This is a genomic window from Streptomyces sp. NPDC059169, assembly GCF_042755225.1.
Classification (GTDB): domain Bacteria; phylum Actinomycetota; class Actinomycetes; order Streptomycetales; family Streptomycetaceae; genus Streptomyces.
Genome location: NZ_JBHZCF010000006.1, coordinates 364,479 through 377,985 on the forward strand (window position 1 = coordinate 364,479; position 13,507 = coordinate 377,985).

Below are 13,507 nucleotides of genomic sequence, written 5' to 3' on the forward strand. Positions count from 1 at the left end.
CCTCCGGCGGTCGACGGCACCGCGCTCCTCGCGTCCCCGCTAGCGCCGGCGGAGGACCCGGGCCAGGGCGTCGACGCGGTTGGTGGTGATCGAGTCGACCCCGCACGCCACCAGCCGCCGCATGGTGCGGCGGGTGTCCGGGGTCCAGACCGAGAGCAGCCGTCCGCCCGCGTGGACCCGGTCCGTGAGGTCCTCGTTCACCAGCCCGAAGCGGTAGTTGAGCCAGCGGGGGCGCAGCGCGTCGAGCAACACCGGACGGGGCGGGGCGAGGGTCGTCCAGGTCAGCGCGATCTCGGCGTCCGGATCGGCGTCACGGACCGCGAACATACCGGCCGGACCCCCCGTGTAGTACACCCGATCCTCGGCCCCGCACTCGCGGACGGTGCCGGTGATCGTCCTGACCGACGCGTCGTCGGCGCCGGGCAGATCGAGCATGAGCCGGTGCCCGGCGACCTCGGTGAGCGCGGCATCCAGGGTCGGCACCCCGCCGGCGGTGAGCTCGGTGAGCTGCCGGTGGGTGAGCCGTGCCAACGGCACGTCGTGCCCCCACAGCCGCTTGAGCGTGTCGTCGTGCAGTAGCACGGGTACGCCGTCGCGGGTCAGCCGGACGTCGACCTCCACGGCGTCGGCGCCCCGCCGGACCGCCGCGTGCAGCGACGGAAGGGTGTTCTCGCGGGCGACGTACGGATCACCGCGGTGTCCCACGACGGTCACGGTGCGCACGGGGCGGTCCTCACTTCGCCAGCCACTGCTCGGTGTAGGCGTCGATCTCCGCGGCGATCCGTGCCTTGCCCGCCGCGTCCAGGAAGGACGCCTCGACCGCGTTCTTCGCGAGGGCGGCGACGCCCCGTTCGTCGAGTTCCAGGAGCCTCGCAGCGACCGCGTACTCGTTGTTGAGGTCGGTGCCGAACATCGGCGGGTCGTCGCTGTTGACGGTCACCAGCACACCGGCCGCGACCATCTCCTTGATCGGGTGCTCGTCCAGGGTGGTCACGGCGCGCGTGGCGATGTTCGACGTGGGGCACACCTCCAGCGGAATGCGGTGCTCGGCGAGGTGCGCCAGCAGCTTCGGGTCCTTGGGGGCGCTGGTGCCGTGGCCGATGCGCTCGGCACGCAGCTCGCCCAGCGCGTCCCAGATCGTCTCCGGGCCCGTGGTCTCCCCTGCGTGCGGCACGGAGTGCAGGCCCGCGGCGATCGCGCGGTCGAAGTACGGCTTGAACTGGGGCCGCGGAACACCGATCTCGGGTCCACCGAGGCCGAACGAGACCAGACCTTCGGGGCGCAGGTCCACGGCGAGCCGGGCGGTCTCCTCGGCGGCGTCGAGCCCTGCCTCACCGGGGATGTCGAAGCACCAGCGCAGGATGACGTCGAGTTCGGTCTCGGCAGCCTTGCGGGCGTCCTCGATCGCCTCCATGAACGCGTGCTCGGGGATGCCCCGCCGGGTGGAGCTGAACGGGGTGACGGTCAGCTCCGCGTACCGGATGTTCTGCCGGACCATATCGCGGGCGACCTCGAACGTCAGCAGGCGGACGTCCTCCGGGGTGCGGACCAGGTCCACCACGGAGAGGTAGACCTCGATGAAGTGGGCGAAGTCGGTGAAGGTGAAGTACTCGGCGAGGGCGCCCGGGTCGGTGGGGACCTTGGAGTCCGGGTGACGGGCGGCCAGTTCGGAGACGATGCGCGGTGAGGCGGATCCCACGTGGTGGACGTGCAGCTCCGCCTTGGGCAGCCCCGCGATGAAGGGGTGCAGATCGGTCATCGGGTCCTCCGTTTATCTGAGCCGTGCCGTTCAGGGATCATCGTAGGCGGGGCGGTCGGCGCGCGACGCCGGCCCGTAACATGACCATTCACGATGGGGGAGGCACATGTCTGACCAGAGCGCCCAGCCGGGCGGATACCAGCCGAAGGATCCGTGGGCTCCGCCCGAGGGCAAGGAGCCGCAGGACCGGGTCGATCTCGGCAAGCCCGCGCACGACGCCCTGCCGGGGCCGCAACTGCACGACCAGCCGACGGTGACCTCGATGCCCGGCGTCGCGCCGTACGGCGCTCCCGGCGCCGAGTCGGGTAGCGGAGCCGTACCGCCACCGCCCGTAGCCCCGGGGGGACCGGCGCAGACCACGCCGGGAGCGTTCGGGGCGCCGTCGGCCGGTGTCGGTGCGGGGTACGGGTATCCGCCCGCACCGGTGGCCGGAGCCACGGGGTACGGGTATCCGTCCGCGCCGGTGACCGGAGCCGCGGCATACGGCTACCCGGGATATCCCGGTGGCGGCTCCTGGGGGATGGCCAATTCCTCGCAGAACGGCATGGGGACGGCCGCGATGGTGCTCGGCATCCTCGCCGTGTGCCTGTGCTGGTGCTACGGCGTGCCCGGTGTGGTCATGGGTGTGCTCGCGCTGATCTTCGGCATCATGGGCCGCAAGCGCTACCGGCGGGGCGAGGCCACCAACAACGGGCAGGCCCTGGCGGGGATCATCCTCGGTGCCATCGGCGCTCTGCTCGGTCTGCTCTTCATCGTCGGCCTGGTCTTTCTCATCACGCACGCTGACGAGTTCGACGAGTCGAGCAGTGACGACGACCCCTGGGCCACGACGCTGGTCGTCGAGGAACGCACCGCGCAGTGACCGGACGGGCTCCGGGCGGCCCCCCGCGCCGTCCGGACGCCCGTCCGCCCGCGCCCGTCAGACGCCCTGCATCTGCGCCACTTCCCTCCGCAGCCGCTCGCGGGCCTCCATCAGGGCGAAGCCCAGGAGATTCAACCCGCACCAGCGCGCAGGATCATGAGCGCGCTCGTCATCGGCGGCCAGGCCGATGCCCCAGACGCGGTCGCGCGGACTCGCCTCCACCAGCACCCGCTCTCCGGTCGCCAGCAGGAACGCACGCAGATCCGCATGCTGAGCGAACTTGTGAACGTTGCCTTCGACGACGATCCCGAAGCGCTCGCGCTCCCAGGTCTCCTCGCTGAAACCCCGCACCAGTCGGCCGTACTTCTTCGCGAGGGCGGGACTCTTCGCTTCCACGGCCCTACGCTCCGCGTCCGTATCTCCGAAGAGACGCGCCTTGCCGGCCATCATCCAGTGCTCGGCCGTCGCATACTCGATTCCATCCACGGTGAACGGCGCCGGCCACCACTGACTCAGGCAGGCGGCGCCAATGGCTCCGTCACGGCGCGGAGTATGTCCCCAGAAGTGCAGATATTTCAGCCGCATGCCTCTGCTGACCTGATCGATCAGCGTCGCGGCCGTTGTGCTGGTCGTCCCCATGCACGCGAGTGTGGCATTCGCCACTGACACTCCGTACGCGGATTGTCGCCGCGACGCGACACATGGTCGACCGAATCCGTCGCGTAACCAAAAGGCAACTACGGAATCCCTTGTTGACTGGGTCTAGCTCTGTCAGGATCGGCACTCAAATCGATCTGGAACAACGGAGAGCGTCATGGGCAACCGCTTCCAGGTGCAGGACCGTTTCAAGAACGGCGCACAGTACATCGACGGGCGACTGCGCCCGGGCACGTCGGGACGCCGCCATGCCGTGGTGGACCCCGCCACCGCGGAGCAGGCCCTCGAGTACGAGCTCGCCGGCACGGCCGACGTCGACGCCGCCGTGGCCGCCGCTCGCGCCGCGTTCCCCGCCTGGGCGGCCGCTACTCCCGGTGAGCGCTCCGACGCCCTGCACCGCTTCGCTTCGGTGCTCGCCGAGCAGTCCGAGGACCTCGCCCAGGCGGAAACGCTCCAGTGCGGCAAGCCGATCAAGCTGAGCCGCGAGTTCGACGTGCCCGGCACCGTGGACAACACCGCCTTCTTCGCCGGTGCGGCCCGTCACCTCCAGGGGCAGTCCGCCGGCGAGTACAGCGGCGACCACACCTCGTACGTACGCCGTGAGCCGATCGGTGTGGTCGGTTCGATCGCCCCGTGGAACTACCCGCTCCAGATGGCGGCCTGGAAGGTCCTCCCGGCCGTGGCGGCAGGCAACACGATCGTGCTCAAGCCCGCCGAGCTCACCCCGCTGACGTCGCTGATGTTCGCCGAGGCAGCCGCCGAGGCCGGTATCCCCGCCGGAGTCGTCAACGTCGTCACCGGTGCGGGTCGGGAAGCCGGCGAACACCTCGTCGGGCACCCGGACGTGGCCATGACCTCGTTCACCGGTTCCACCCCCGTCGGCAGGCGCGTCGCCGAGATCGCCACGGCCACCGTCAAGCGGCTCCACCTCGAGCTCGGCGGGAAGGCCCCGTTCGTCGTCTTCGACGACGCCGATCTGGAGGCCGCCGTGCACGGTGCGGTCGCCGGGGCGCTGATCAACAGTGGCCAGGACTGCACTGCCGCGACCCGTGCCTACGTGCAGCGCCCGCTGTACGACGCCTTCGTCGAGGGCGTCGCCGACCTCATGGGAACCGTACGCCTCGGCGACCCGCTCGACCCGTCCACCGACCTCGGGCCGCTCGTTTCGCACGCCCAGCGTGACCGGGTCGCCGGCTTCGTGGACCGTGCCCGCGACTACGCCACCGTCGTCACCGGCGGCCGGGCACCGGGCGGGGACCTGGCCAGGGGTGCCTACTACCTGCCGACACTGATCGCGGACGCAGCCCAGGACAGCGAGGTCGTCCAGTCGGAGATCTTCGGCCCGGTGCTGGTCGTCCTGCCCTTCGACTCCGATGACGAAGGCATCGCCCTGGCCAACGACACCCCCTACGGCCTGGCCGCCTCCGCCTGGAGCCGGGACGTCTACCGCACGGGCCGCGCCACCCGAGAGATCGGGGCCGGCTGCGTGTGGATCAACGACCACATCCCGATCATCAGCGAGATGCCCCACGGCGGCTACAAGGCCAGTGGGTTCGGGAAGGACATGTCGGCCTATTCCTTCGAGGAATACACGCAGGTCAAGCATGTGATGTACGACAACACCGCGGTGGCCAGGAAGGACTGGCACCGCACGATCTTCGGGGACCGATAGAAGCCCGCCGACGAAACCGCGGCGACCATCCCGAAAGGGCACAGCGCATGAAGCAGTACGAGCCCGAGCGTCTCTCGGCGGCCCAGGAGGCCGCAATACGGCGCAGCATGACGAACGGTAGGGGCTCCCTCTCCCGTCGTTCCCTCCTGCGCGCGTCATCAGTGGGGGCGCTCACCCTGGGGGGAGCCGGCATGCTCAGTGCATGCGGGATCCCTCCGGCCAAGCGGGAGGGCGAAGCTGCGGCGGCGTCCGACGACCACTCGGCCCAGGAGAAGGTGGTCAACTTCTCCAACTGGACCCAGTACATCGACATCAGCGACGACGAGAAGGGTCACCCCACCCTGAGCGCCTTCGCCAAGCGCACCGGCGTGCAGGTCAAGTACACCGAGGACATCAACGACAACGTCGAGTTCTTCGGCAAGATCAGGCCGCAGCTCGCGGCGGGCCAGGACACCGGCAGGGACCTGATCTGCGTCACCGACTGGCTCGCAGCCCGCATCATCCGGCTCGGGTGGGCGCAGAAACTGGACCCCGCCAACCTGCCGCACGCGTTCGCCAACCTGTCGCCCCAGTTCCGCAACCCCGACTGGGATCCGGGACGCGCCCACTCCTATCCGTGGGCCGGCATCTCCACCGTCATCGCCTACAACGCCAAGGCGACCGGTGGGCGCAAGATCGAGAGTGTCTCCCAGCTCCTGGAGGACCCCCAGCTCAAGGGCCGCGTCGCGTTCCTGTCCGAGATGCGCGACACCGTCGGCATGGCCCTGCTCGACATGGGCAAGGACCCGGCGAAGGTCACCGACGACGATTTCAACGCCGCCATCGCCAAGGTCCAGAAGGCCGTCGACAAGAAGCAGATCCGCCGCTTCACGGGCAACGACTACACGTCCGATCTCGACAAGGGCGACATCGCTGCCTGCCTGGCCTGGGCGGGCGACCTCGTCCAGCTCCGTATGGACAATCCGAACATCCAGTTCGTCGTCCCCGACGCCGGTTACATGACGTCCAGCGACAACCTGCTGGTCCCGGTCAAGGCGCGGCACAAGACCAACGCCGAGAAGCTCATCGACTACTACTACGAGCTCCCGGTCGCGGCCGAGCTGGCCGCCTACATCAACTACGTGTGCCCGGTCGAGGGCGTCGGTCCGGAACTGACGAAGATCGATCCGGCACTCGCCCAGAACACGCTGATCCTCCCGGACAAGGCGATGGCCGCCAAGTCCCACGCCTTCCGCTCGCTCAGTAGCAAGGAAGAGACGGCGTACGAAGAGAAGTTCGCCAAGCTCATCGGTTCCTGACCCTTCCTCCTCCCTGCTCCCCCTAGACCACTGGGATCGCGACCCATGACTGACAAGACAGCGGGCGGCGACGTCCGACTCTCCGGGATCAGCAAGACCTACGGCTCCTTCACCGCCGTGCACCCGCTGGACCTCACCGTGCCACAGGGCTCCTTCTTCGCCCTCCTGGGCGCTTCGGGCTGCGGCAAGACCACGACACTGCGGATGATCGCCGGCTTGGAGGACCCCACCACCGGCACCGTCTTCCTCGGCGACAAGGACGTCACCGACCTGCCGCCCTACAAGCGTCCGGTCAACACCGTCTTCCAGAGCTACGCGCTCTTCCCGCACCTCACCATCTACGAGAATGTGGCCTTCGGCCTGCGCCGCCGCGGCGTCAAGTCGGTGAAGAAGCAGGTCGGCGACATGCTCGACCTCGTCCAGCTCGGCGACTTCTCGCACCGCAAGCCGCACCAGCTGTCGGGCGGCCAGCAGCAGCGCGTCGCCGTCGCCCGGGCCCTCATCAACCACCCGCAGGTGCTGCTGCTCGACGAGCCGCTCGGCGCCCTCGACCTCAAGCTGCGCCGCCAGATGCAGCTGGAGCTGAAGCGGATCCAGACCGAGGTCGGGATCACCTTCATCCACGTCACCCACGACCAGGAGGAGGCCATGACCATGGCCGACACGGTCGCGGTGATGAACGGCGGCCGGGTCGAGCAACTGGGCGCGCCGGCCGAGCTCTACGAGAACCCGCAGACCACCTTCGTCGCCAACTTCCTCGGCACGTCGAACCTCATTGAGGCCGAGGTCGTCGAGACCTCGGGCGACGACATCCGGGTCACTGCGGCCGACGCCAAGCTGCGCGTGCCCGTCGCCCGCTCCGCCTCCCTGCCCCGCAACGGGGGCAAGCTGCTGGTGGGCGTTCGCCCCGAGAAGATCTCGCTCGCGCACGCCGACGACGCGGGCGACATAGCCGAGGGGCGCAACCGGTTCACCGGAAAGATCGCCGACTCCAGCTTCATCGGGGTCTCCACGCAGTTCGTCATCGACAGCCCGGTCTGCCCCGAGCTCGAGGTGTACGTCCAGAACATCGAGCGGGACCCGCGCTTCGTCCCCGGTGCCGAGGTCGTCCTGCACTGGAACCCGGAACACACCTTCGGTCTCGACGCGGCCCAGGACATCGACGCCGGTGTCGAGACGGTGGAGGAGTCGTCATGACGGTCACCGAGGCGCCCCCGGCTTCTCCGGCTCCCCCCGCGGAGCCGCCGCTGCGCAAGCCTCCGGTCCGCCGGGCGCTGGTGCCGTACTGGCTGCTGCTGCCGGGAATCCTGTGGCTGCTGGTCTTCTTCGCGCTTCCGCTGGTCTACCAGGCGTCGACGTCCGTGCAGACCGGTTCGCTGGAGCAGGGCTACGAGGTCACCTGGCACTTCCAGACCTACTGGGACGCGTTCACCGAGTACTACCCGCAGTTCCTGACGTCGGTGCTGTACGCCGGCACGGCGACGGTCCTGTGCCTGCTGCTCGGCTACCCGTTGGCGTACCTGATCGCCTTCAAGGCGGGGCGCTGGCGGAACCTGCTGCTGGTCCTGGTCATCGCACCGTTCTTCACCAGTTTCCTGATCCGTACGCTCGCTTGGAAGACGATCCTCGCCGACGGCGGACCCGTGGTGCATGCCCTCAACAGCGTCGGTTTCCTGGACGTCACGAGTTGGCTCGGGCTGACCGAGGGCCACCGGGTGCTGGCCACCCCGCTCGCGGTCGTCACCGGTCTGACGTACAACTTCCTGCCGTTCATGATCCTGCCGCTCTACACCTCGCTGGAGCGGATCGACCCGCGGCTCCACGAGGCGGCCGGCGACCTGTACGCGAAGCCGGCGACCGTTTTCCGCAAGGTGACCTTCCCGCTGTCGATGCCGGGGGTCGTGTCCGGAACGCTGCTGACCTTCATTCCGGCCAGCGGCGACTACGTCAACGCCGAACTGCTCGGCTCCACCGACACCCGGATGGTGGGCAACGTCATCCAGTCGCAGTTCCTCCGGGTGCTCGACTACCCGACCGCCGCCGCGTTGTCGTTCATCCTCATGGCGGTCGTGCTGATCATGGTCACCGTCTACATCCGCCGGGCCGGGACGGAGGACCTCGTCTGATGCGCTGGATACGACGCAACCTCGTGGTGATCGCGGGCCTGCTGACGCTCGCGTACCTGATCCTGCCGAACGTCATCGTGATGGTGTTCTCCTTCAACAAGCCGGCCGGGCGGTTCAACTACTCCTGGCAGCGCTTCTCGACCGACGCGTGGATGGACCCCTGCGGCGTCGCCGACATGTGCGGCTCGCTCACCCTCTCGCTGCAGATCGCCTTCTGGGCGACGTTCGGGGCCACCGTCCTCGGCTCGATGATCGCGTTCGCGCTGGTGCGCTACCGCTTCAAGGCGCGCGGCGCGATCAACTCACTGATCTTCCTGCCCATGGCGATGCCCGAGGTCGTGATGGCCGCCTCGCTGCTGACCCTCTTCCTCAACCTGGGGGCGGAGCTCGGCTTCTGGACCATCCTGATCGCCCACACCATGTTCTGCCTGAGCTTCGTCGTGGTGGCGGTGAAGGCGCGCGTGCTGTCGATGGACCCGCGTCTGGAGGAGGCCGCCAAGGACCTCTACGCCGGTCCCGTGCAGACGTTCCTGCGGGTCACCCTGCCGATCGCGGCACCCGGTATCGCCGCCGGTGCGATGCTCGCCTTCGCGCTCTCCTTCGACGACTTCATCATCACCAACTTCAACTCGGGCAACACCGTCACCTTCCCCATGTTCGTGTGGGGTTCGGCGCAGCGCGGTACGCCCGTCCAGATCAACGTCATCGGTACGGCCATGTTCCTCATCGCCGTCATCGTCGTGGTCGCCGCACAGGTCATCAGCAACCGGCGGAAGAAGACCGCCCTCCCCAAGTAGCACCCCGAAGGAGTGGAAACCATGGCCCCAGCTGCCATGACCTTTGCCTCATCACTTTCCGACGCCCAGCCCGTCCCCTTCTGGCTGGAAGATCCCGGCAAGCCCGCCGCGCTGCCCGCACTGACCGGTGACGAGCGGACCGACCTCCTCGTCATCGGCGGTGGATACAGCGGACTGTGGACCGCGCTCCTGGCCAAGGAGCGCGACCCCGAGCGGGACGTGGTACTGATCGAGGGCCGCGAGGTGGGCTGGGCCGCCTCGGGCCGAAACGGCGGCTTCTGTGCCGCCTCGCTCACCCACGGACTCGGCAACGGGTTGGCCCGTTGGCCGGGCGAGCTGGCGAAGCTGGAGGAGCTCGGTGCGCGGAACCTCGACGCCATCGAGTCCGCCGTGGCCGCGTACGGCATCGACTGCGACTTCGAGCGCAGCGGCGAGATCGACGTGGCCACCGAGCCCCACCAGCTCGACGAACTCCGCGAGCTGCACGAGGAGGCGGAGCGCCTCGGCTTCGGCGGTCTCGAACTGCTCGACCGGGACGCGGTCCGCGCCGAGGTCGACTCACCCACCTTCCTCGGCGGGCTCTGGGACCGGCGGGGCGTCGCCATGCTGCATCCGGCGAAGCTCGCCTGGGGCCTCAAGCAGGCGTGCCGCGACCACGGCGTGAGGATCTACGAGAACACCCGGGCCCTCCGGCTCTCGTCAGCCGGCGCCGGGATGGCCGTTCGCACCTCCTACGGCAGGGTCTTCGCCCGGCGGGTCGCGCTCGGTACGAATGTCTTCCCGTCGCTGGTCAGGCGGCTGCGCTCGTACACGGTCCCGGTGTACGACTACGCGCTGATGACCGAGCCGCTGTCGCCGGACCAGCTGACCTCCATCGGCTGGAAGAACCGCCAGGGGCTCGGGGACAGCGCCAACCAGTTCCACTACTTCCGGATCACCGCGGACCACCGCATCCTCTGGGGCGGCTACGACGCGATCTACCCGTACGGTGGGAAGGTCACCGCGGAGATGGACCACAGGCCCGAGACCTACCTCAAGCTGGCCGGTCAGTTCTTCACCTGCTTCCCGCAGCTGGAGGGACTGCGCTTCAGTCATGCGTGGGGCGGGGCGATCGACACCTGTTCGCGCTTCTCGGCCTTCTTCGGTACGGCACACCGCGGGAAGGTCGCCTATGCGGCCGGCTACACCGGCCTCGGCGTCGGTGCCACCCGCTTCGGCGCGGACGTGATGCTCGACCTGCTCGCGGGTGAGCGCACCGAGCGCACCGAGCTCGACATGGTGCGCACCAAGCCCCTGCCGTTCCCGCCGGAGCCGGTCGCCTGGGCCGGGATCGGCATCACGAAGTGGTCGTTGGCGCGCGCGGACGCCCGGGGTGGCCGGCGCAACCTGTGGCTGAAGGCCATGGACCGCCTGGGCCTGGGCTTCGACAGCTGACGTACCGGCGCAGGTGTGCCGAAAGGATCGCCGGTTGAGCGCTGGGGCGCACAACCGGCGATCTTTCGTGCTGCTCACCACTCGTCGTGCTCCCGCACCACTGAAATCGGGGCGTAATCCGCGTCATGAGCCGCATCCGGCGCCGTCTCTCCGGGTGAAAGCACTGTTGGGGTGCGTTTACCTCACACGGAATGGAGGCTGTTTCCGATGACCGGAACGGGGGCCAGGGCAGCGGTGGAATGGCTGGTGTCGGTGGCACCGGATCCCGCCGTCTGCCGCTGGGAATGGGAGCGCAGCCCCCTGGGAGTCGCCTTGCTCCCCGCGGGTAGGCGCTGGGACGTCCTCATCCTGCCGCGAGGGTTGGCCGCCCCGACCCTCGCCGTGTTGAGACGCTTCGCCGAGCGTCTGGGGCCGGTCCTCGCCGGCCCGACCAGAGTGGGCTTCTTCGTGCCCACCGGCACGTCGGCCCACTGGCTGGGCACAGGGATACGCAATGCCGGAGACGGCAGCTGGATCGCCGTACCGTACCCGGGGCGGGCCGCCGCGCGGGTCCACTGGCTCATCGCGCCGGACGGTTCGGGCACGCTCAACGACCCCTGGCTGCTGGAGGCGTCGATGCACGAGGCGGTGGCCGCCACCGCCGCCAACCGGAGCTGACCAGCAGCAGGACGCCGCACAGGGACCAACTCGCAATGACGTCCAGCGGCCAGTGGTAGCCACGGAGGACCAGGCCGACTCCCGTCGCCGCCGTCAGCAGGGCGGCGACGGACATCGTCCACCGGCGCGGAGCCGGTGCGAGGAGCAGTGCCGACCACCCGTACGCCACCATCGCCGTGGCCGCGTGCCCCGAGGGGAAGTAGCCGGTCTCGGCGGTGAGCGGCCCCGGTCGGTCCGTCAGTGCCTTGAGGGGCGCGATCAGGACCGGGACGAGCGCCATGGCGAGCACGGCCGCCACCGCGTCACCGCGCAGCCGCCGGAAGAGGGCGTGTGCGACGCAGACGGCGAGTACCGGCAGGGCGACCACGGTGTTGCCGAGGTCGGCGAGGAACTCGGTGAGTCCGGCGGGGCCGCGGCCGACGACGGCGCGGGCCAGTCGCTCGTCCAGCACCCTCAGGGGTCCGGATGCGATCGTCTGCCAGGTGGTCGACGCGAAGAGGACGGCGCACGGCACCAGGAGGAGGAAAGGCCGCCTCGGGGCAGGGGGGGTTGTCCCGAGGCGGCCGTCACGATCGGTGCGCCGCGCGCCCCGGGGGGTTTGGGGCGGGCGGCCGTCCGATCGGTGAGGAGTCCCGGAGCGCGAGGCTCCGGTGGTGTGCGCGAGGGCACGATCACAGCAGGGCTGGGGAGGCTCCGCCATGGAGTCGCCCGCAGTCCCCTGCGGGCGGGGTGTTTCTCTCATCTGCAGGAACCGTACGACAGCCGGACGGGGGCCGACAGCGGGAATGCCATCCCGCCATCGGCCCCCCACACGTTCTTCACAGAGAGCACGCGATCACTGATGGTTACCCTGGGAAACAGGGACTCACAGCCCGGCGAAAGCCGTCTCGATCACGTCCAGGCCCTCGTTCAGCAGGTCCTCGCCGATGACGAGCGGCGGGAGGAAGCGGAGCACGTTGCCGTACGTGCCGCAGGTGAGGACGACGACGCCCTCGGCGTGGCAGGCCTTGGCGAGCGCACCGGCGGCCTCCGGGTCGGGCTCCTTGGTGGTGCGGTCCTTGACCAGTTCGATGGCGATCATCGCGCCGCGGCCGCGGATGTCGCCGATGGCGTCGTACTTCTCCGCCATCGCGGCCAGGCGGCCCTTCATGACCTCCTCGATGCGCTTGGCCTTGCCGTTGAGGTCCTGCTCGCGCATGGTCTCGATGGCGCCGAGCGCCCCGGCGCACGCCACCGGGTTGCCGCCGTAGGTGCCGCCCAGACCGCCCGCGTGCGCGGCGTCCATGATCTCGGCGCGGCCGGTGACGGCCGCCAGCGGCAGGCCACCGGCGATGCCCTTGGCCGTGGTGATGAGGTCCGGGACGATGCCCTCGTCCTCGCAGGCGAACCACTGACCGGTGCGGCAGAAGCCCGACTGGATCTCGTCGGCGACGAACACGATCCCGTTGTCGTCGGCGAACTTCACCAGCGCGGGGAGGAAGCCCTTGGCCGGCTCGATGAAGCCGCCCTCGCCGAGGACGGGCTCGATGATGATCGCGGCGACGTTCTCCGCACCGATCTGCTTGGTGATCTGGTCGATGGCCTGGGCGGCGGCCTCCGGGCCGCAGTTCTCCGGGCCGGTCGGCCAGCGGTAGCCGTAGGCGACCGGAACGCGGTAGACCTCTGGGGCGAACGGGCCGAAGCCGTGCTTGTACGGCATGTTCTTGGCGGTGAGCGCCATCGTGAGGTTGGTGCGGCCGTGGTACCCGTGGTCGAAGACGACGACGGCTTGGCGCTTGGTGTGCGCGCGGGCGATCTTGACCGCGTTCTCGACCGCCTCGGCGCCGGAGTTGAAGAGCGCGGACTTCTTGGCGTGGTCACCGGGGGTCAGCGCGGCGAGCTGCTCGCACACCTCGACGTAGCCCTCGTACGGCGTGACCATGAAACAGGTGTGGGTGAAGTCCTGCAGCTGGGCGGAGGCGCGGCGTACGACGGCCTCGGCCGAGGCGCCCACGGAGGTCACCGCGATGCCGGAGCCGAAGTCGATCAGACGGTTTCCGTCGACGTCCTCGATGATGCCGCCGCCGACCCGGGCGGTGAACACCGGCAGCACGGAGCCGACGCCGCCCGCGACCGCGGACAAGCGGCGGGCCTGAAGCTCCTGCGACTTCGGGCCGGGGATGGCGGTGACGACGCGGCGCTCCTGCGGGATTGCGGACATGGGGGCTCCTGGGTGTCTTACGGACGCACTTCTTCTTTCTCCGCA

General features: G+C 69.3%; 13 protein-coding genes. 8 read left to right on the forward strand and 5 right to left on the reverse strand.

Annotated elements, in window-relative coordinates; genetic code table 11:
* Positions 1-39 precede the first annotated feature (39 nt).
* Together ACFXOM_RS14425 and ACFXOM_RS14430 are read right to left on the reverse strand one after the other, a co-directional pair.
* Entirely contained in the window at positions 40-723 is a 684-nt protein-coding gene (locus ACFXOM_RS14425; protein ID WP_384934022.1) for a glycerophosphodiester phosphodiesterase, read from the reverse strand.
* Between the two features lie 10 nt (positions 724-733).
* Positions 734-1,759, reverse strand: a complete 1,026-nt coding sequence (locus ACFXOM_RS14430) for an adenosine deaminase (RefSeq protein WP_384934024.1) — start codon at positions 1,757-1,759, stop codon at positions 734-736.
* 106 nt (positions 1,760-1,865) lie between these two features.
* Between ACFXOM_RS14430 and ACFXOM_RS14435 the strand changes: the two genes are divergently transcribed.
* Positions 1,866-2,621, forward strand: coding sequence for a DUF4190 domain-containing protein (locus ACFXOM_RS14435; protein WP_384934027.1), 756 nt, complete (start codon positions 1,866-1,868; stop codon positions 2,619-2,621).
* A 57-nt stretch (positions 2,622-2,678) separates the two neighbouring features.
* Here ACFXOM_RS14435 and ACFXOM_RS14440 read toward each other — a convergent pair whose 3' ends face one another.
* On the reverse strand, positions 2,679-3,260 hold the full coding sequence (locus ACFXOM_RS14440) for an NADAR family protein (RefSeq protein WP_385038023.1): 582 nt from the start codon (positions 3,258-3,260) through the stop codon (positions 2,679-2,681).
* Between the two features lie 175 nt (positions 3,261-3,435).
* Here ACFXOM_RS14440 and ACFXOM_RS14445 point away from each other — a divergent pair, with 175 nt between their 5' ends.
* From ACFXOM_RS14445 to ACFXOM_RS14475, 7 genes are all read left to right on the forward strand, one after another.
* A complete protein-coding gene (locus tag ACFXOM_RS14445) occupies positions 3,436-4,950 on the forward strand; it encodes a gamma-aminobutyraldehyde dehydrogenase (RefSeq protein ID WP_384946615.1) in 1,515 nt (504 codons plus the stop codon).
* 47 nt (positions 4,951-4,997) lie between these two features.
* Positions 4,998-6,248 (forward strand): spermidine/putrescine ABC transporter substrate-binding protein, encoded by a 1,251-nt coding sequence (locus ACFXOM_RS14450; protein ID WP_384934036.1) that lies wholly within the window; start codon positions 4,998-5,000, stop codon positions 6,246-6,248.
* A 45-nt stretch (positions 6,249-6,293) separates the two neighbouring features.
* Positions 6,294-7,445 carry an ABC transporter ATP-binding protein gene (locus tag ACFXOM_RS14455; protein ID WP_384934039.1) on the forward strand — a complete coding sequence of 384 codons (1,152 nt, stop codon included), beginning with the start codon at positions 6,294-6,296 and terminating at the stop codon, positions 7,443-7,445.
* A complete protein-coding gene (locus ACFXOM_RS14460; protein ID WP_384934042.1) occupies positions 7,442-8,374 on the forward strand; it encodes an ABC transporter permease in 933 nt (310 codons plus the stop codon). The genes ACFXOM_RS14455 and ACFXOM_RS14460 overlap by 4 nt, the downstream gene beginning before the upstream one ends.
* Positions 8,374-9,171 carry an ABC transporter permease gene (locus tag ACFXOM_RS14465; RefSeq protein ID WP_384934045.1) on the forward strand — a complete coding sequence of 266 codons (798 nt, stop codon included), beginning with the start codon at positions 8,374-8,376 and terminating at the stop codon, positions 9,169-9,171. The genes ACFXOM_RS14460 and ACFXOM_RS14465 overlap by 1 nt, the downstream gene beginning before the upstream one ends.
* 21 nt (positions 9,172-9,192) lie before the next feature.
* Positions 9,193-10,605, forward strand: coding sequence for an NAD(P)/FAD-dependent oxidoreductase (locus ACFXOM_RS14470; RefSeq protein ID WP_384946613.1), 1,413 nt, complete (start codon positions 9,193-9,195; stop codon positions 10,603-10,605).
* Positions 10,606-10,812: 207 nt separating this feature from the next.
* Complete coding sequence (locus ACFXOM_RS14475; protein WP_384934051.1) at positions 10,813-11,262, forward strand: hypothetical protein; 450 nt, start codon at positions 10,813-10,815, stop codon at positions 11,260-11,262.
* Here ACFXOM_RS14475 and ACFXOM_RS14480 read toward each other — a convergent pair.
* Together ACFXOM_RS14480 and gabT are read right to left on the reverse strand one after the other, a co-directional pair.
* On the reverse strand, positions 11,192-11,776 hold the full coding sequence (locus ACFXOM_RS14480; RefSeq protein ID WP_384934053.1) for a phosphatase PAP2 family protein: 585 nt from the start codon (positions 11,774-11,776) through the stop codon (positions 11,192-11,194). The genes ACFXOM_RS14475 and ACFXOM_RS14480 overlap by 71 nt on opposite strands.
* A gap of 351 nt (positions 11,777-12,127) precedes the next feature.
* On the reverse strand, positions 12,128-13,462 hold the full coding sequence (gene gabT, locus ACFXOM_RS14485; protein ID WP_384934055.1) for a 4-aminobutyrate--2-oxoglutarate transaminase: 1,335 nt from the start codon (positions 13,460-13,462) through the stop codon (positions 12,128-12,130).
* Positions 13,463-13,507 lie beyond the last annotated feature (45 nt).